We start from the raw sequence: 17,188 nt of genomic DNA on the forward strand, positions 1-17,188 counted from the left end.
GTGCAGCGGCGGCGGCGAACCGCATGCGGAGGCCCCGGTCCACACCCTCCGGGTCTCAACCGGACGAACGCCCGCCGGAAGGACCGCAAGATCTTCGCCACTTTCCGCTGCTGCCCGACCCCGGGCTGTCATTCGCCCTCGCCTTCTGTGCAACGGCTGGTTGTGATCTCTTGGTTTTGGGGTGATGGGGTGAGAGACAGTGGGCTTTGGGACGTTATTGCTGGTAGCAGGCTGTTTTCAGCGGGTGGGGTCACCGACTTGGGGGTGAGGGATGTGCATGGGCTCGCTGTTCCCGGGCTTTATCGCACGTGGGGTGACGCTGTCTCAGTTGCGTGAGTTCTGATCACGGTCCAGCGGGGGTTGGTGTGTTCGGCCGGTGGATCAGGAAGCACGGGACCCGGGCTTGGCAGGAGTAGGTACTGGTCCGGACGCTGCTTTGCCGGCGGTGTCGGTGGCGGGCGTTGCGGGGCCGGCAGTAGGCCGGGCTGCCCGGGCAACCCTGGTCCGACCGGTCCCGCCGGTCCCGCCCGGCCTTCGCCGAAATCTGCAGGTCAGCGGGGGTCCGGCAGAGCATGGGGGCGGTCGGGTCCCGCGCGGACAACGCCGCCTTCAAGAGGGAAACGCTCAAAGGCCGCAAAGGCTGGTCCAGCAAGCGCGAGGCCAGGCTCGACGCCTTCCGATGGCTGACCCGATACAACACCCGACGCCGGCCCTCCCGCCTCGGCCCAAGCCGCATAGAGGTGTTCAAAATCCGGGGTCAAGGCCCGGGGACGCCCTCACCCCGAACACCGACGCCCAGCGCCGTACGCGACCGCCGGCGGTGACGGCTCCGGCTCCGGCTCCCCGGCGCCCCTGAGGCGCCGGGGAGCCGCCGCACGGCACTGGGTCCTCAGCCGAGGAAGGACAGCCGTACGGTGGGCTGCGGGTTGTCCCCGTTGGTGTCCACCAGGACGACCGACTGCCAGGTTCCCAGCGCGAGTTCGCCCCCGACGACCGGAAGCGTGGCGTACGGCGGCACGAGCGCCGGGAGCACGTGGTCGCGGCCGTGGCCGGGGGAGCCGTGCCGGTGGGCCAGCGGTCGTCGGCGGGGGAGCAGCGTGCGCAGGGCGTCCAGAAGGTCGTCGTCGCTGCCGGCGCCCGTCTCGATGACGGCGAGCCCGGCCGTCGCGCGGGGTGAATACGTTGAGGAGCCCGTCGCGCCCGCGGGCGACGTCGCGGAGGAAGCGGGCGCAAGCGGCGGTCAAATCGTGGACGGCCTCGGCGGAGCCGGTGGTGACGTCGATGGTCCGGGTGGTGAAGTGGTCTGTCATCCCTCCATCCTCGCGCGCGGCCGGCGGTCGGCCGCCAGGCGCGCGGCATTGCGCGAGGCCGCTCGCCCGCCACCCCTTGCCCCGGACACCGGGCCACAGAGCCTCCCGAACAGAACCTTCCGACACGCCCGATTCCGGCGTGCGCAGCGCCTCCCCGGGAGGGATCACGATGGACCGCCGGGGGGAGGCGCCGCGGCGCCGGACGGAGCCCGGAGCGATTCACTGCACCGTGTGGGCGACCACGTGGGGCAGGTGTGTGAAGAAGGAGACGGCTTCCGTACGCCAGTGGGGCGTCCCTGCGGCGGCTTCGGCGGTGGCGGTCTGCGCGTGGCGCCGGATGTCGGCGCGTATCCGGGCGTCGATGCCGTGGCGCCGGGCGCGGTCGCGGATGTGGTCGACGGACTCCCGGGGGCAGTCGACGTCGCCGAGCGCCTTCTCCACCACCGCCCGCTCGGCGCCGTCCGTGGCGGCCAGTACGGCCCGCACGGCGTACGCGCGCCGCCCCGCACGGATGTCGGAGCCCGGGCCGGCACCCCCTTCCCCGGAGAGGTCGAGGTAGTCGTTGCGCATCTGGCCGGCGATGCCGAGCGCGGTGGCATAGCGGAGCAGCCGTTCGTCGTCGGCGGCGAGGTCGGCGCCCGCAGCCAGCAGGCCCAGGCGAAGGGGCGCAAGGATCGAGTACCGGGTGGACTTGAACTCGGTGACGCAATGGAGCAGTTCCTCGTCCGGCAGCGGACTGGAATCCCGTTCCAGGTCGATGATCTGCCCGGCGACGGTCTGGGCGCCGGTGTCCCTGGACCCTGAACATGGCCTGCTTCACCTCGTCCGACGCGGCGCCGTCGAGCAGGACGCGTACGGACAGGAACGCGGCGAGGTCGCCCGCGAGGATGGCCAGCGCCGAGGCGGTGCGCTCGTCGTGCGGGAACTCCTGCCGGTACGCGTAGTAGGTGGAGGGACCGCCGGGCCTTTCGGGGCTGTCGTCGATGATGTCGTCGTGGACGAGCCCATGCATCTGCAGGAGTTCCAGGCTGAGCGCGGCCTCGTCCAGGCCGGGAACCTCCTCGTCGGTCACCAGCCGCGCCGCCTCGTAGACGAGGGCCGGACGCAGCCGCTTGCCGCCCCGCAACGACAGCTGACCGCCCATGCGTCGTAGCCATCTGACGAATGGCGAGCGGGAGCGGTTGGAGCCGTTGCTGCCGGTAGGCAAGAAGCCGGACCTGACCTGGGAGCGGATCTTCGAGCAGTTGCAGGCCGAGGCCGATACGAAGGGCCCGGCCTGGAAAGCCGTGGGGCTCCTGATCTCGCCGGACACCCATTCCTTCCATGGCATCCCGATTACGCTTGCCATGGTCACGGCCGAGATCGAATGAGGGGGTACACCCATGCCGTACGAGACCGGCGCGAAGGTCAAGCTGACCAGGGATGTTCAGGTCACCGCGAACGACACGGCGGCCAGGATTGGCTTCCCCGGTCCGCTGTGCCTGGCCGAAGGCTTGGAGGGCATTGTCACGGGCTCGGCAAAGGAAGCGGGCGGCGTGGCCCAGGACGGGCTCGCGGAATTCGAACGGCGAATCCGCGGCGTCCAGTTCGATGGCTACACGGCCGGCGTGATCGACAACCTCCGTCAGCAGCTCATCCGGGCCGGAGGGTTCGACGCCGGAGTCGGCGCTCAGATCAGATACAGGGTGCGCTTCGAGAACGGGTTTGTTCTGGGCGGTCTTGAAGAGGGCTGGCTCACCCAAGCCTGAGTACCTGCCATCGCGCCCCCGCCGGCCGGCGGGGGCGTCGCGGTCTCTGAGCCGGTTCTCACCAGCCTCGCGCGAAATGGCGGACGGGAGCCGGGGGAGAAGCCTCACCGGCCACTGTGCCGGTGAGGCTTCTCCTCAGCCCGGGTAGGTGATCGAGCCCAGCGGCGGGCAGGGGATGAGTGTGGTGCCGGCGCCGGGGCGTTCGATGAAAGCCCGGGCTTCGGCGGCCCGCAGGCGCTGGGAATCCAGCTCGTCGGCGTGCCAGGCGTCGCGCCTGGCGCGGTCGTAGTCCCACGAGTCGTCGATGAGACTGAGGCTGGTATTGCCGGAGCTGCGCTGGAACTCCGCCTTCAAGGCGGCCTGTTGGAGCGCGGTCTGGGTCGCGGCGAGATCGATGCGGGTGATCAGGACGCCGGGGGTGTTCGGTTCGCGGGTCGGCATGGGGGCCTGCGGGAGCGGCGACACCCCGGTGTCGAGGCGGCCGATGTTGTCGACGGCCGCTGTCTGGGCGTCCTGCGACATGAGCTGCATTTCCTGGTGCAGCCAGAAGAACTCGTCGAGGTCGGCCTGGGTGATGCGCATCCGCTGATACAGGGCCCGGAAGCGGGGATCGTCGTGCAGCGGACGTATGGGGGCGACGTGGAGCGCCACGCAGTCGTTGAAACCGGCTGCCACCGCCGCGTCGAGGTGGAAGATGGCCCGGTCCGCCTCTCCGTGCAGGACGGCCAGGACGCCGAGGCTCGCGTGGCCCGCGGCGACGAGCCACGTGCCGTCGGGGCCGAGCGCCGTGGCGCGCGCGACGACGTCGTGGAAGCCCGCGGTGCCCACCGCGGCGGGACCGTTGGTCATGACCTCCACCAGCAGTTCGTGAACACGGGCGGCCAGTGAGTTGACGGTGTCGGCCATGGATCTCCTCGGACCTCGATCGTGAAGAGTGTAAAGGGTGTTGAGTCTCTGGTAACCCCCGTGTACATGACGGGCGGACGGGGTGAGTGGTTCCTGGTCGGGCCGGGCCGTGATCACAAGTGGCATCGGTTTCCGGGCCTGCTCGACCGCCGGGCAGGTCATGGCAGACAGTCGAGTCCACGCTCACGTCGCAGCAGGTTCGTGCAGCCGCGTGGTCCGGCCCCGATGAGCGGCCGGCTCCGGGAACACCGCCTCCACGGATATCGGTCTGGCTGGCGTGCTCCTGGTCATGCGCAGACAGTATGTGCCTGCCGATGACTTTGACGCCGAGTGCACGTAGCTTGTGGTGCGTGGACGATTTCCCGGCGTGGCTCAGAACTGCCCGCAAGGTTTGGACTGTTCCCGGGGGCACTCGTTGAGCGGTTTGGCGGCCGGGGCGAGAAGCAGCATGGCATCGACATCCGTGGGGTGACTGTGGACGGTGAGCGCATCCGCATCCAGGCGAAACGCTACGCGGTGTACCAGCCTGCCATGTTCGCCGCCGCGGTGGCCGCCCTGGACCCGGCCGCGGCTGGAGTGGACCGGTGTCTGCTCCTCGTCACGGCTACGGTCCGGGTCGGGGTCCCGCAAGCAGCAGATACCGAACCAGACTGGGAGACCGCTGAGGAGTCGTTCGACCGGTTCAGGGTTCTACCGCGGCGAGCGGGTGGTGCTGGTCTGGGACGGCCTGTCCGCCCACTGGAGCCGGGCGATGCGCGCCTGGGTCGCCGACCAGGACTGGCTCACCCTCGAGCGATTACCCGCCTACGCTCCCGAGCTGAACCCGGTGGAGCTGCTGTGGTCCTCACTCAAGAAACGTGAACTCGCCAACCTCGCCGGCGACCACCTCGCAGAGGTCGCCGACGCCACCGAACAAGGCATCCACCGCAATCAACCACAACCCACAACTGCCATGGTCCTTCCTCGCCCACACCGGACTCACCATCCACCCACCACACCCACCGAACTTACGAAAAGATCAGTGAGACGTCGTTTCATTTGGTGAGGCGGCGTCTGAGGACTGCCTACGGCCTCCTTCCGCGAGGTGTGCCATGCGCTCCGCGAGGTCGGGTTGGGTCGGGTCGTCCTCGAGTCGCCGGAACGCTTCTGGCCCGGGTCGCAGCTACGTCGTGCACCGTAGATCGGCCGACGGGCGATGCCCGGTCAGGAGGAACCCCGTCACCGCCCGGTCACCGCAGGCATTGCCGTCGGCGTGGTAGGAGCCATGGCCGCCGCGGTCGACGGTGACCAGGCGGGCTCGGTCGCCGAGGGCGGCCCGCATGCGCAGGGCACCGAAGTAGGGCGTGACCGGGTCCCGGAGGTTCTGCAGCATCAGAATGTTGGACGGCCCGTCCGAGGTGATGCGGACCGGCTTGTCGGTCGGCTCGGTGTGCCAGAAGGCGCAGGGGGTGATGTTCACCGGCTGTCCTGCGGTGAGCGGGCGCCGGATGCGGTCGGTGGCCACGGCGTGGGCGTAGCCGCGAACGTCGTGGGGCCAGCTCACGTCGTTGCATTGCGTCGCCGTGAACACGGCGGCGTCGCGGTCCGGCATCGGCGTGGCGTATCCGGGGGGCAGGGCAAGTGTGGCGTGGGGGTCTTCGGCCGCCTTGATCAGTTGGGCCAGCCAGGGGAAGTCGACATCGCTGTACGTGAGCGCCTGCTGGACGGCCTGGCGCAGGATGTTGCCGGTGAGCGGCTTGTCCGGCGTGGTGGTCGCGCGGGGCGTGCGGTCCAGTCTGTCGGCAAGGGACAGCACCAACGGCCGCACCTCACTGATGCGTTGGGCCAGCCGTAGCCCGTCGCGGTCGCGAGCAGGGTCGGTGGCCCAGCGGGCGAAGTCGGGGAACCGCTCGTCGGCGCCGGCCGCCGTGTTGGCGAGCCAACCGCGTTCCACTCGCGCCGGGTCGGGATCGCCGGTGCTGTCGAGCACCACCCGTTCGGTGTCCTCGGGGTGCTCCTGAGCGTAGGCGGCGGTCACATACGTGCCGTACGACACCCCGTACATCGACAGCTTCGCGGTACCGAGGGCCTGGCGGAAGCGCTCAATGTCGCGCACCTCGTTCGCCGTGGAGTAACTGCGTACCACGGCACCGCCGTTGCGGGCGCAGGCGTCAGCGATGCGATGGGCGCGGGCGACGCTGTCGCTGATATCGCCACCGGGACCAGGCCAACTGCGGAGGTTCATCACGTCCCGGTCGTCCGCGCTCAGCCCGCAGCCGACGCCCGTGGAGCCACCCACCCCGCGCGGGTCGAGGCTGACCAGATCGTAGGCGCCGTCCAAGGCCTTGCGCAGCGCCGGTCCTGTGTAGGCGAGCGCGTCGACGCCGGATCCGCCCGGGCCGCCCGGGACGACCAGCAGGGTGCCGCGCCGGGCGGCCGGGCGGTCGCTGACCAGGCGGGTGACGCGCAGGGTGAGGTGGGCGCCGTCCGGCTTCCGGTAGTCCATGGGGACGGACAGATCAGCGCACTGCTGGTCGGCGGGGCCGTCGGGCTGAGCACACGGATTCCAGGAGAGCGTTGTCGCTGACGCTGGACCGGCGACGGCGAGGCATGTCGCGCTGAGCGAAAGGACGCCCAGTACCACGGCGAGTCTGTGCTTCATCATTGTCTCCAAGGTAGAGGTGTTGACGGTGGACCGTTCGCACGAATGCGCACGAGCTTGCGCGGCCGGTCACCATCGGGGGCCGTGGCCTGCGCCGGGAAACTCGGTGCCGGGGTCGTGTCCCGGGCCGAGCCGCACGGTGACGGTGAGCCGGTCCGCCACCCGGATGCCACCGCGGCCCTTCGTGAGGTCATGGCCATCGATGCTGAGGACGAAGCCACCTTGGCAGTGGAGAAGGCCCCGCGACCTCCCCCATCGGTGGGTTCGCTCTCCCCCATATGGGGGAGGCTCCGCGCTCGTCCCACTGGCAGGATGACCAGGTGCCCGACTCCAGCCGTCCCACCCGATTCCGTCGGCTCCTACGGCCGTTGGCGCAGCCGGTCACGTACCCGCGCTGGCTACGCCTGTGCGTGCCCGCCGGCGCCATCGCGCTGTGGGGAGTCTTCGCCCCGAGGTACCTGTACTGGCTACCGGCGCCCTGATCGGCGCCGCCGCGATGCCGGCCGCCGCCCACGACGACGAGCGGCGCCACCACCGCGGCCGGAACCCCTCGATCGTCATCGGCGAGGTCCAGCACGACAGTCGCGGCCGCGGCAACCGCGCCCTGAACACCGAATGGGTCGAGGTGGAGAACACCGGCCGCCGCAGCGTCGACCTTGACGGCTTCACCCTTACCGACCAGCAGGGCAACCGCTACCACCTCCGTCTGGACGGCCGCTCCAGCGTCAAGGTCCACACCGGCCAGGGCCGCGACACCCGCCACGACGTCTACCAGCACCGCCGTCACCAGATCTGGGACGAGCGCGACACCGCCACCCTCCGCGACAACCGCGGCAACCTCATCGATACCGAAGCCTGGGGCTGCCGCGGACACCACGAAAACCACCGCCGCTAACCCCCACCGGCAGCCACCCCACCAGGGACTGTGAACTGCCACCGACCGAGCCCGAAGCGTGCTGCCCGCCGGCTGCCGCGTGAAGGGCCCTGCCAGGATCCTGGCAAGGCCCCTTCAGACAGCGCGCACTTGCCTCGGGCTGCCCCACCAAAGAAGCCGAAGGGCGACGCGGCACTGGGCGACCACCACGCCTGGTGCGAGCAGCGGCGCCGTCAGTCCTCCCGCCGGATCTGCGTGGAGCACACCAATGGCGAGTTCAAGCAGTGGCGCTCACTGCAGCGGTTCACCGGCCGCCGCGAGACCTACGTCGAGCCCCACCTCGCGATCGCCGGCTTGGTCTCCGACCGCTCCGCCCCGGCGGGCAACCCGCCGCAACACCGGCACCGAACTGGTGCTCGCCCGGCGGGCCGACTGCTGATCATCCACCAGCCGACCCATCAGGCCAGCACGCCTCGATTTCAATCGCTCCCAAGGTCGTTAGAGGAAGTCGCTGGTCGGTTCGAACATGTGGTTGTCGGTGGGGAGGAGCTCGTCGAACATGTTGTTGCGGATCTCACCGGTCAGGGCTGCCTTGACGAACCGCACGCAGGAGACAGGGTAGTGCTCCCATTCCGGTCCCCGACCGGCATCGACCATGACCGTCCAGTCAGCCGGGTCCTGATCGTCCCGGGTGAGCCAGTACAGGAAGGCGCCTGTGCCCTCGATGTGCGCGAACGGCACGAGGCTCGTGCCGGGTTCCGTGAGCTGTGCGGGGTTGGGCTCGCCGCGGTCCCCCTCCCACAGCCGCTCGAGTACTTCGGCACGCTCCTGGACCATGGCGAAGAGATCGTATTCCTTGTCCGCGCAGTCGGGTTCCAGGATCCAGATCGCCTCGTCGAACAAGCCCCCGCCGTAGGTGTCGACGAGTTGGCGGTAGTCCTCGGGCAGGTCATGGCCGAGGCGGCTGTGGACCGCTGCCCAGTCACGGGGGGTTGCTTCCTGCTGCGGCGGGACGAGCTGAACAAGGGCTTCCACGTCGGGGTGCATGGCGATGCTCCTGAAAGCCGGCCGGTCAGTATTTGGGGACGTTAAGGATAGTGATGTGGTGGCCGGGCTTCCGCCCTCGTAGGGCGTGAACTGGTATCCCCGGTTTCCGCGGGCGTGGACCATGAGGCCCTTGGGGATGACGTCGGTAGCACGGTCACTCCCGTAGACGGGTGTGACTGTGTACTCGATCGTCTCGCCGGCGTCGACTGCGGCACGGATCTGGTCCTCGATCTTCTTCATCACTGGCGAGTTGGCGTGTCGGTGCATGGTGACGAAGTTGCGCAGGTCCTTGTTGGAGCCGCCAATCTGTGCTCCGAGCAGATGGGTCTTGTTGAGCTTCTGGCCCTTTACGTAACCGAGGATGGTTTTCGGTGGCCTGGTTGTGCCGCCGGTCATTCCTGGTTCGATGGTGGCTCTCATGGTGCCAGCGCGGCCGCCCGGTCCGGTGCTGAAGCGTACGCGTCCGCCCCAGGTCGGGTCCGCCTCCTTGCACGGTGTGAGGCCCAGGGGGTCGTAGTCGGTGAGGGGGTTGGCGACGTAGGCGACGGGGTTGGGGTCCGCGTCCAGGCCCAGAGGGTCGAGCGTGAGGTAGCGGGCGGTTTCCGGGTCGTAGGTGCGGAAGTAGTTGTGGTGCAGCTGTGTCTCGGCATCGAAGTACTGGCCGGGGAAGCGCAGGGGTGTGTGCGCGGTGGCATCCCTGTTCCAGACCGTTTTGCCCCATAGGGTGCTGCGGCTGCGCCAGGTTATGCGGCCGGTTTCGTCGACGAGTTCGGGTGGGGGTGCGGATCTGGTCGGTGATGATGGCGAAGAAGCTGGTCGATGATGTCCTGTGGGGCGTCGACGGCGGACTTGCTCTCGACCTGTGTGAGCGCGGTACATCCGTCGTGGTCCCAGGTGATGCTGAGTTCGTCCGGGCTGCCGGGGCGGCGGGTGGTCCGTGAATGCTCCTTGGTGCCGTCCATCCGCACCGAGCCGGACCAGCACGCACGAGTGCGCCTGGCCGAGGCGGACCTTGGGGTGCACGCCGTCGGCCCACACGTAGACGAAGTCGCGGCCGGACAGGTCGCGGGCCTGGAAGGCGGCGTGGTCGTCGCTCCACTGCCGGGTCAGCCGGGCCCAGGCGGTCGGCTGCTTCTGTTGCTGGAGCCACTTGCCGGTGTCGTCGCCGTCCATCAGCACGCCGGGTGCGATGTCGGGCAGCTGGCCGTCGGCGTCGACCAGGTCTGCCAGGACGCGGTGGTGGCGCTGCCAGTCCAGGGGCCAGGGGCAGTTCCAGTCCTGGTCGATCGCGGCGAGCTGCGCGGCCCGGGTCGTGGCGGTGTCCTCGTTCTTACCGAGTCCGTTCTTCGTGCTCGTGTGCCGGAGTTGGCCATGTACTGCCCGACGGGCACCATCTCGTCGTTCGATTTCCATGAGGGCGGCCGCCGCGCCGGCTCCCTCGGGCTGCAGCACCCCGAGCAAGAGTGAGACCGGGCCGGACTGTCCGGGATCGCTTTGCTTCCCGTCGTTACGCAGTGGACGGCGCCGATTCCCTACGCTCGTGCCGTGCCCACCTTTTCCCTCGAACGCTCGTCCCCGCTCGCCCCCGCGGAGGCGTGGCGCAGGCTGACGGAATGGCCCCGCCACGCCGACGTGGTCCCGCTGACCAGGATCGAGGTGCTCACCGCGCCGCCGACCCACGAGGGAACGCGTTTCGTGGCCCGGTCGGGCGTCGGACCGGTGACCGTCGACGACGTCATGGAGGTGACGGTCTGGCGGCCGCCGGCGGGTGACGAGCCTGGCCTGTGCCGGTTGGAAAAGCGCGGCCGGGTCGTCCTGGGTTGGGCGGAGATCGAGGTCCGGCCAGGGCCGGGGGGCCGCAGCCGGGTGGTGTGGCGGGAGGAACTGCGTATCCGCTTCCTGCCCCGCCTCTTCGACAGCGTCCTGAACCGGACGGCCCGCCTCATGTTCGGCCGCGCGGCGACCCAGCTGCTCAGGAAGGCCTGAACGACGACGGCTCTCAGGCGACCGAGCCGATGCGCCGCGCCTGCCGGGTCGCCGTGTCGTGGTGGATCGGGGCGTGCGCGCCCGTCAGGGACACCCCGCTGCCGCCCCGGCGGTTGCAGCCCGTACATGGTCGAGGAGTGGGGTCTGCTGGCACCCGTCGTGCTGCTCGGCGGCGACGGACACTGCTGGATCGGGCTTGACTATCGGACCTGCGGGCGGGATGGCGAGCCCTCGGTCGCGTGGTTCGAGACCGACTCGGAGCTCTTCCTGGCCGATGACTTCCACTCGTTCGTCGAGAGCCTCAAGGCCGACACCTAGGGTGACGGCGGGATGACCGGTGACCGGGGCGCATAGTTGTCGTCGTTCAGGCACTTCATGCCCCTGGGCGCGTCACAGACCGGGCAGGGCCAAGACGCCGGCGGACGTCGCCGCCGTACCGCCACAGGGTTCCCCGGTCCGCGTAGACGTTGGCGGGGGGTGAGAAGACGTGGCCGATCCACTCCTGCCCGTCGCCCGCTGCGATGTACTACGCCTCCGCCTGATAGACCAGTGGGGCGCTCTGGCGCGCGATCTCGCAGTGAGCCGGTTCCGTGGTGAACGTCGTGCCCGGTTCGACGGTGATGTGGGTGGTGCCGGGGCCCGGATCGCAGTCGTGGGCCGCTCCTGCCCAGGAGCCGCCCACCTTGACCGTGACGTCGGCGGCGGAGCCCGTGGGATTGTCGACCCTGAGGGCGAAGGCCACCTTGTCGTGCTCCACCTTCGCGCAAGGGCGGAGCTGAACACCGGACGGAACGCTTCTGGAGGAGAACAGTGGCCGTCTGCCCCCAGCGCCTCACGGGACTGGGCAGCGGCTGTTCCCGCGGCCCGTGCCGCCGTGCGGGAGGAAGGCCTGGCCTGACCGCCCTGCTCGCTCGACCCTGACCACCCCTTCGCGGCTACCCCCACGGCGACCAGCAGGATCACGGCCGCGACGGCGACGGTGGGCCGCTTCCACGAGCCGGATGCCGAGGGGGCAGGAGGGGCTGCGATCGGCGGAGGGGTGGTCGGGGCAGCTGCCGGCTGCTCGCTGTCTTCTCCAGGGGAGGGCACGGCGGCGCCTTATGCCAGGAGGAGGGCTCTGTCCCAGGCTGGTGGTGTGTCGGTCGCGGCGGCCAGGAGTGCGAGGGTGACGCCGGAGGCGCCGTCGAGGAATCCGGGCCCGGCGGTCGTCACGGAAGCGTGGGATGCTAGGAGGTTTTCGCTGAGTTCGGCGGCGGCGTGGGCGAGTTCGGGGTCTTTGGTGTCGTGGGCGAGGCGGGTGGTGATGTGAAGGAGGCCTGCGAGTCCGTGGCACAGGCCTGCAGCGCTGGGGCGGGAGCGTTGTGCTGCGGTGCGGTGGTGGACGGCCTTGAGGGCCTGGACGGCGAGGCTGCGCAAGGCGGGGTCGTTGAGTGCGGTGGCGGCGAGCCACAGGGACCTGGCGATGCCAGGGGTGCCGTAGCACCAGGAGGAGGGGATCACCCGGGGGCCGGTCGCGGTGGGGTGTCCGGGTGGGGCGATCTGTCCGAGCCAGTGGGGTCCGTGTTCGTCGTCGAGGCGTTGGGCTGCGAGCCAGTGCGCGGTGCGGGTGACGGTCTCTGTCTGCCCGGCGACCACGATGCCGGCGCCGAGAGCGAGGGCCAGCAGGGCGAGTGGGCCGGCGACGCCGTGTGCCAGGCCGCAGTCGAGGAGGCCGTGGGGGAAGCCCTGGCGTGTCGTGGTGTTTCGGATCTCTGCGGCGGGGGTGTGCCAGTGGGGTGTTCCGGTGTGTTCGCCGCACAGGGTCACCAGGGCGCAAAGTACGGCTCGCAGGGCGCGGCGGGTCGCCGGTTCGTGGTGGCGGCACAGCAGGTAGGCGCCGGTGCCGGTGAGTCCGGAGACGACGTCGAAGGTGCGCACGGGCACGCCGTGGAGGTGGTCTTCGAGGGCTCGGGCCCGTGCGGTGGCCTCCCGCAGGATGGTGTCGTGGACAGCGGGGAGCAGGTCCGGGTCTCGGGTGAGGGTCCAGGCGGTGAAGGCGAGGCCGGCCAGGCCGCCGAACAGGCCCGGGAAGGAGCTTGGCAGGCGTTCGGCTCCGGCGGCCGAGGCGGCGAGGTAGCCGAGAGCCGGGACGTCCCAGCCGCCTCCGGGCAGGCTCAGGTCGAGTTGGTGGTAGGCCAGGGCGAGTCCGGGTCCGCCGCCGTCAAGATCGGGCCGCACGCACGTGGGGGCCGGGCGCGGTCGGCCAGCCAGGGCGGCAACCAGGTCCAGGGCCGCGGCGGCGATACCGGGGGGCAGCACCGCGTTCCATTGCTCCAACGAGTCTCTCCGCTGCTCGGGAGCGGTGTGCGGCCGCCCGGGGACGGCCGCACACCGCGTCGTCCTACGCCTGCGCGGGGTCAGGCGCAACGTCCTGACAGCGGGGGCCCGAGTCGGTGCACTGGCCCGAGGTGAAGTCGGTGTCGCAGCACATCATCGGTTCCAGCGTCTGCTCGTCGGTTTCGGGCAGTTCCTGGAGTTCGAGGACGTGGGTGTCCATGGTGGTGTCTCCCTTTCCTTGTGGTGCCCGGCGGTCAGTCGGTGTCGACCAGCCAGGAGCGGTTCCCGCCGTGTTCGAGTCGCAGCAGGAAATCCAGGACGCCGGCCAGGCCGACGTTGTAGGCGGCACTGACCTCGCGCAGCGTGTCGTCGGGGACCAGCAGCCGCCCCTCGCGCACGGTGGCGCGGGCGTGCAGGCAGGCGCCGGTCTGCGCCGCCCACGCGCGGTAGCGGCTCTCGCCGGTGGCGTCGGCTGCATCGAGCAGGAGTTCGCCGTTGCCGGCCGCCCCGTGGCAGGTGCTCGGACCCACCCGAGCGCGGTCGCGGTGGACGGCGTGCGCGGCCCGTTCTGCGTATTCGCGAAACCGGGCCTCGCCGGTGGCGCGCCACAGCCGGATCAGGAAGGTCCCGATGCCGGAGGCGCCGTGGCACCAGAAGTTCAGGGCGGTGCGTTCGCTCTCTCCAGGCCCCTTGGGCCAGTCGGCGGCCTCGCCGCTCACGCGGGCGGCCGCGCACAGGACGTGCCCGGCGCCGGTGGCTGCCTCGACGAGGTCGGCGCGGTCCAGGGCACGGCCGGCGGCCAGCAGGAAGGCGGCCTTCCCGGCTGTGCCGTGCGCGAATCCGTACGGCAGGGACGCGAACGCCTCCCCGCGGCGGGCCCCACCGGCGCCGGTCAGGCGAAGGATCCGGTCCGCGCAGTGGGAGGCTCGCTCGGCGAAGCGGGTCTCGCCGGTGGCGTGCCACAGGTGCAGTTGTGCCAGGCCGGCCCCGGCAAGCCCATGGCAGACGTCGGGGTTGGTTCCGTCGAGCGGGATACGCAGCGCGTATCGGCTCGCCGAGTCGGACAGGGCGTCGTCGCCGAGCGTGCGGGCAGCGTCGTGCAGCGCCCAGACAGTGCCGGAGCGGCCGAAGTACAGCCCGGGCAGGACCCGCTCGGGTTGCGCCAGCCGGCGCTCGAGCCACCGGGCTGCGGCGCGCAGGGTGGGCTCGGCGCTGTGCTCGCCGCAGCGCACGGCACGGTCGAGGACGGACAGTACCCCGGCCGCGCCCAGTTGGACGGCGCACGGGTCGCCGGGGGGTGCCGAGCGGGGGCGTGGCCACAGGTGTTCGCCGCCTGGAGTGATGGTCGCGGCCAGGTGCGCCAGGCCGTCGTCGATGAGCCGCCTGCGGCTGTCGCGGGTCAGCGTGGGGCCGGCGGCCACGGGAGCGGCGACGCCGGGATCCTGGCGCAGGAAGGCGGCCGCGTCCTCGATCGTCCAGCGGGCTGGGAGGTCTGCGGTCAGGCCCAGGACGAGGGGGGCGAGGGCGCGCAGCGCGGGCGCGGCGGGGGCGGCGGTGGCCACGAGTGCCGCGACGCGCTCACCGGCGCCGCGCCGGTCGGGGGAATCCGCGGCGAGCTGGGGGATGAGACCGCTCGCCACGTGCAGGAGAGTGGCCCCCAGGCTGTAGCAGTCCACCGCCGGGCCGGGCGCGGGCGGCGATGCCCTGTCGTTGTGGTCGCGGTGGCCGAGGTACTCCGGTGCGGTGAACCCGGCGGTGCCCACCACGGGCGCGCGCTCGCCGAAGCGGATCGCGCATTCCAGGTCGATCAGGACCGGCATGTCATCGGGGGTGACCATGACGTTGCCGGGTTTGAGGTCGCGCAGCACGAACCCGGCGGCGTGCGTCGCGGCGACCAGCCGGATGAGGCCGCGGGCGAGCTTGCAGGCCACGGCTGCCGGCATCGGAACGCCGTCGCGCGCCAGCCGCTCGGCACACCACCGCGCCAGGTTCGCTCCGGGGATCAGGTCCTGGACGAGGAAGACGTGCCCGCCGGCCTCGAACATCTCGCGCAGCGCCGGGGTGATGCCCTGCCGTGCGAGCCGCGCCAGGACGTCGCCCTCGTGCCGCAGCCAGTGCCGGGCGTCCCTGCCCGACGCGTCGGCGCCCACGTGCGGACGGGCCTCCTTGATCAGCACCTCTTCGCCGGTGTGCCCGTCCCGCGCCCGGTAGACGCCGCCGCGGTTGGAATGGCGAACGGCTTCCTCGACGCGGTAGCGGCCGGCCAGGACCACCGGCTCGCCGCGACGGCGCCCAGACCCGGCGGGCACGGGCGGCTCGAACGGCAGCGGCGCCCAGCTCGGGGGTGAGAACCACGGATTGCGCTCGTCCGCCACGAACGTCCCGTCCGGGGCCCGTAGCACGCCCTCGTACAGTCCCTCGTCATTGAGGCGGCGCGAGGACGCGAAGCCCCCGTAGCGGTAGTGGACGAGACTGCCGGGCCGGTACCGCCGATCGGAGAGGATCGCGGGCCCGGCCAGGCCGAGCGTGGCATCGTGCAGCAGTCCGGCGAGCGTGCGCAACTGCTCGTCGTCGCCCGGGTACGCGGTCAGGAACTTGCCCGACTGGCCACGCGGGGCCCGGGCGGAGGTGAGATCCGCGGTGACCTCGGGCGAGACCGCGAACTTGAAGGCGCACCCGTGGGAAACCAGGATCGGGGCCGCACACTCAAGAACGTGCGGCGAGGACGGCAAGGTCGCCGACAGATGCAGCTTCCAGCCCTGCTCCCGGCGCGTGTGATGCGGCGGGGTGACCATGCACCAGGTCTCGCCGTCGCGCACTGTCCACCCCGGGACGAGGGCCTGCGATAAGACGCTTTGAGTAATCCTCTGGTAGCTCACCGTCACCATCGGAGGGTATAGCCCAGTTGGAAAACGGCTACCCACCTGCGCAAGGCACACACACATGATCCACACGATGCGGTGAAACACCCTCCGACCGACCCGAACGAGCCTTCCGACTCTGTTAACGCCTTACCGCGCGCACGCCCGGCCAGGCCAACACCTCGTTCGACGTCGGTGCGGTCTGCGCCAAGGTGAACTGACGCCGATAGCCGCTACCCGTCTGAGTGCCTCAGTTGGCCGAACTGGCCAACTGAGGCACTCAGACACACGTCTTGCGGCTGAGTGGCACGGTTGGCCAGCCCTGCGCGCGGTGCAGCGTCTGCGGACGTGGCGTATCCGTGACCGGCTCTGTCCGGTTAGGGCGGGTATGAAGATCCGTGTCGTGCTGGCGGGCGTCCTCGCCGCGGCCGCTCTGCCCCTGGCCCTGGCGGGCCACAGCACCGCCGCCCCCGCCCCTGCCGTCGCTCCCGCTCCGACCCCGGAGATCCGGGTAAAGACCGCGCAGGGCATGGATGCCTGTCCGGCCGTGCATCTGTGCCTCTACGAGCATGACCAGTACAACGCCTCGGGCCCGGCCCGCACCTGGCTGTTCGGCAACAACGGGGCCGCAAACTCCTCGAACTTCCCGCCCCCGTCGTCGCGGACGCCCTCGGCTACCACGACAAGACCACCAGCCGCCTCCTCAGAGAAAGCGGCGGGGCCTGGAGTCGATACGCCGCTGGCGAGCACAGCCGGTCACCAGCGGGCTGGGCTCCCAAGGGAACCCGCGACAGTTGAATGCGAGAGCCCACCAGCCGGGGTGCCTTGACAGGCAAAGTGATTAGCCGCCATATTATGTGCATGGCGAGGGATGAAATCGATGGCGAGGCACCCACGCTGGACCAGGCCAGACGGCAGGTCGAGCGCTACGGTCTGGAGGTCGATCCGCAGGCGGTGCTGGTCGCCGTGCGGCTGATCTCGGCGGGCGCGAGGGTCGGCCGGGCGGCCGAGGTGCACTTTGCCAGGTTCGGCCTGTCGACGGGGCGCTACCGCCTGCTCGCCGACCTCGAAGACCACGGCGGGGAGAAATCCCCCTCGCGCCTTGCGGCCGACCTCGATGTCTCCAGGGCCACGGTCACCGGCCTGCTGGACGGCCTTGAGCGCGAGGGGCTGATCGCCCGCCGCCCGTCCACGGACGACGGCCGGGGCACGGTGGCCGTCCTGACCGCGCGCGGTGCGCAGCGCCTGCGTGACATGGCGTCCGAGCATTTCGGGCTGCTGGAGGCGATGGTGGGCGGGCTTTCCGTCGAGGAGCGTGCGGTGTTCCTGGATCTGCTCGCCCGCGTCGTGCGCGGCAGTGCGGCCCTGGCCGCTTACTGACCCGGATCTCAGTTGGCTTGGCCCCGCCCTTCGGGTAGGGCCCTTTTTGCGAGGCAATAGTTAGTTGCCTAATTAATTTGGCCGAGTAAGCCTGACGCTCCCCACCGCAACCTTTCGCT

At 70.5% G+C, this 17,188-nt stretch carries 16 protein-coding genes and 3 pseudogenes; 8 read left to right on the forward strand and 11 right to left on the reverse strand.

Features of this window, described 5'->3' with window-relative positions; translation table 11 throughout:
- Positions 1 to 889: 889 nt before the first annotated feature.
- The 3 genes and pseudogenes from AB5J51_RS38855 to AB5J51_RS38865 all read right to left on the reverse strand — a co-directional run.
- Positions 890 to 1,310 (reverse strand): annotated as a pseudogene (locus AB5J51_RS38855) (YjbQ family protein).
- A 219-nt stretch (positions 1,311 to 1,529) separates the two neighbouring features.
- On the reverse strand, positions 1,530 to 2,072 hold the full coding sequence (locus tag AB5J51_RS38860) for a polyprenyl synthetase family protein (RefSeq protein WP_369780396.1): 543 nt from the start codon (positions 2,070 to 2,072) through the stop codon (positions 1,530 to 1,532).
- Between the two features lie 136 nt (positions 2,073 to 2,208).
- Positions 2,209 to 2,454: pseudogene (locus AB5J51_RS38865) on the reverse strand (polyprenyl synthetase family protein); the annotation flags it as partial.
- Between AB5J51_RS38865 and AB5J51_RS38870 the strand changes: the two are divergent.
- Positions 2,453 to 2,680: a hypothetical protein gene (locus tag AB5J51_RS38870; protein ID WP_369779964.1), complete on the forward strand. Its 228-nt coding sequence runs from the start codon at positions 2,453 to 2,455 to the stop codon at positions 2,678 to 2,680. The pseudogene AB5J51_RS38865 and the gene AB5J51_RS38870 overlap by 2 nt on opposite strands.
- A gap of 12 nt (positions 2,681 to 2,692) precedes the next feature.
- Positions 2,693 to 3,058, forward strand: a complete 366-nt coding sequence (locus AB5J51_RS38875) for a hypothetical protein (protein ID WP_369779965.1) — start codon at positions 2,693 to 2,695, stop codon at positions 3,056 to 3,058.
- Positions 3,059 to 3,193: 135 nt separating this feature from the next.
- Here AB5J51_RS38875 and AB5J51_RS38880 read toward each other — a convergent pair whose 3' ends face one another.
- Positions 3,194 to 3,964: a hypothetical protein gene (locus tag AB5J51_RS38880; RefSeq protein WP_369779966.1), complete on the reverse strand. Its 771-nt coding sequence runs from the start codon at positions 3,962 to 3,964 to the stop codon at positions 3,194 to 3,196.
- A gap of 706 nt (positions 3,965 to 4,670) precedes the next feature.
- Between AB5J51_RS38880 and AB5J51_RS38885 the strand changes: the two genes are divergently transcribed.
- A complete protein-coding gene (locus tag AB5J51_RS38885; protein ID WP_369779967.1) occupies positions 4,671 to 5,009 on the forward strand; it encodes a transposase in 339 nt (112 codons plus the stop codon).
- Positions 5,010 to 5,126: 117 nt separating this feature from the next.
- Here AB5J51_RS38885 and AB5J51_RS38890 read toward each other — a convergent pair whose 3' ends face one another.
- Positions 5,127 to 6,605, reverse strand: coding sequence for an alpha/beta hydrolase (locus tag AB5J51_RS38890; RefSeq protein ID WP_369780397.1), 1,479 nt, complete (start codon positions 6,603 to 6,605; stop codon positions 5,127 to 5,129).
- A gap of 433 nt (positions 6,606 to 7,038) precedes the next feature.
- Here AB5J51_RS38890 and AB5J51_RS38895 point away from each other — a divergent pair, with 433 nt between their 5' ends.
- Positions 7,039 to 7,500: a lamin tail domain-containing protein gene (locus tag AB5J51_RS38895; RefSeq protein WP_369779968.1), complete on the forward strand. Its 462-nt coding sequence runs from the start codon at positions 7,039 to 7,041 to the stop codon at positions 7,498 to 7,500.
- Between the two features lie 477 nt (positions 7,501 to 7,977).
- Here AB5J51_RS38895 and AB5J51_RS38900 read toward each other — a convergent pair whose 3' ends face one another.
- Together AB5J51_RS38900 and AB5J51_RS38905 are read right to left on the reverse strand one after the other, a co-directional pair.
- Positions 7,978 to 8,526 carry an SMI1/KNR4 family protein gene (locus AB5J51_RS38900; RefSeq protein WP_369779969.1) on the reverse strand — a complete coding sequence of 183 codons (549 nt, stop codon included), beginning with the start codon at positions 8,524 to 8,526 and terminating at the stop codon, positions 7,978 to 7,980.
- Between the two features lie 25 nt (positions 8,527 to 8,551).
- Positions 8,552 to 9,428: pseudogene (locus AB5J51_RS38905) on the reverse strand (RHS repeat-associated core domain-containing protein); the annotation flags it as partial.
- A 46-nt stretch (positions 9,429 to 9,474) separates the two neighbouring features.
- Here AB5J51_RS38905 and AB5J51_RS38910 point away from each other — a divergent pair.
- The 3 genes from AB5J51_RS38910 (at position 9,475) to AB5J51_RS38920 (ending at position 10,830) form a co-directional block, all read left to right on the forward strand.
- The gene (locus tag AB5J51_RS38910; RefSeq protein WP_369779970.1) at positions 9,475 to 9,993 is read left to right on the forward strand and encodes a hypothetical protein; all 519 of its coding nucleotides are present in this window, start codon (positions 9,475 to 9,477) and stop codon (positions 9,991 to 9,993) included.
- Between the two features lie 78 nt (positions 9,994 to 10,071).
- Positions 10,072 to 10,512 carry an SRPBCC family protein gene (locus AB5J51_RS38915; protein ID WP_369779971.1) on the forward strand — a complete coding sequence of 147 codons (441 nt, stop codon included), beginning with the start codon at positions 10,072 to 10,074 and terminating at the stop codon, positions 10,510 to 10,512.
- Positions 10,513 to 10,638: 126 nt separating this feature from the next.
- A complete protein-coding gene (locus tag AB5J51_RS38920; RefSeq protein ID WP_369780419.1) occupies positions 10,639 to 10,830 on the forward strand; it encodes a hypothetical protein in 192 nt (63 codons plus the stop codon).
- 208 nt (positions 10,831 to 11,038) lie between these two features.
- Here AB5J51_RS38920 and AB5J51_RS38925 read toward each other — a convergent pair whose 3' ends face one another.
- The 4 genes from AB5J51_RS38925 to lanL form a co-directional block, all read right to left on the reverse strand.
- Positions 11,039 to 11,269, reverse strand: a complete 231-nt coding sequence (locus AB5J51_RS38925) for a hypothetical protein (RefSeq protein WP_369779972.1) — start codon at positions 11,267 to 11,269, stop codon at positions 11,039 to 11,041.
- A gap of 341 nt (positions 11,270 to 11,610) precedes the next feature.
- A complete protein-coding gene (locus AB5J51_RS38930) occupies positions 11,611 to 12,828 on the reverse strand; it encodes a lanthionine synthetase C family protein (RefSeq protein ID WP_369779973.1) in 1,218 nt (405 codons plus the stop codon).
- Positions 12,829 to 12,892: 64 nt separating this feature from the next.
- Positions 12,893 to 13,048: a hypothetical protein gene (locus tag AB5J51_RS38935; protein WP_369779974.1), complete on the reverse strand. Its 156-nt coding sequence runs from the start codon at positions 13,046 to 13,048 to the stop codon at positions 12,893 to 12,895.
- Between the two features lie 34 nt (positions 13,049 to 13,082).
- Positions 13,083 to 15,647, reverse strand: a complete 2,565-nt coding sequence (gene lanL, locus AB5J51_RS38940; RefSeq protein ID WP_369779975.1) for a class IV lanthionine synthetase LanL — start codon at positions 15,645 to 15,647, stop codon at positions 13,083 to 13,085.
- Between the two features lie 903 nt (positions 15,648 to 16,550).
- On the opposite strand from lanL, the gene AB5J51_RS38945 reads away from it, so the two are divergent.
- Entirely contained in the window at positions 16,551 to 17,069 is a 519-nt protein-coding gene (locus AB5J51_RS38945; protein WP_369779976.1) for a MarR family winged helix-turn-helix transcriptional regulator, read from the forward strand.
- Positions 17,070 to 17,188 lie beyond the last annotated feature (119 nt).

This window comes from Streptomyces sp. R33 (assembly GCF_041200175.1).
Lineage (GTDB): Bacteria > Actinomycetota > Actinomycetes > Streptomycetales > Streptomycetaceae > Streptomyces > Streptomyces katrae_B.

Coding starts and splice junctions, on each gene's coding strand:
- AB5J51_RS38880 (WP_369779966.1), bottom strand. CDS start 3,964: ATGGCCGACACCGTCAACTCACTGGCCGCCCGTGTTCACGAACTGCTG.
- AB5J51_RS38920 (WP_369780419.1), top strand. CDS start 10,639: ATGGTCGAGGAGTGGGGTCTGCTGGCACCCGTCGTGCTGCTCGGCGGC.
- AB5J51_RS38945 (WP_369779976.1), top strand. CDS start 16,551: ATGGCGAGGGATGAAATCGATGGCGAGGCACCCACGCTGGACCAGGCC.
- AB5J51_RS38935 (WP_369779974.1), bottom strand. CDS start 13,048: ATGGACACCCACGTCCTCGAACTCCAGGAACTGCCCGAAACCGACGAG.
- AB5J51_RS38875 (WP_369779965.1), top strand. CDS start 2,693: ATGCCGTACGAGACCGGCGCGAAGGTCAAGCTGACCAGGGATGTTCAG.
- AB5J51_RS38890 (WP_369780397.1), bottom strand. CDS start 6,605: ATGAAGCACAGACTCGCCGTGGTACTGGGCGTCCTTTCGCTCAGCGCG.
- AB5J51_RS38900 (WP_369779969.1), bottom strand. CDS start 8,526: ATGCACCCCGACGTGGAAGCCCTTGTTCAGCTCGTCCCGCCGCAGCAG.
- AB5J51_RS38870 (WP_369779964.1), top strand. CDS start 2,453: ATGCGTCGTAGCCATCTGACGAATGGCGAGCGGGAGCGGTTGGAGCCG.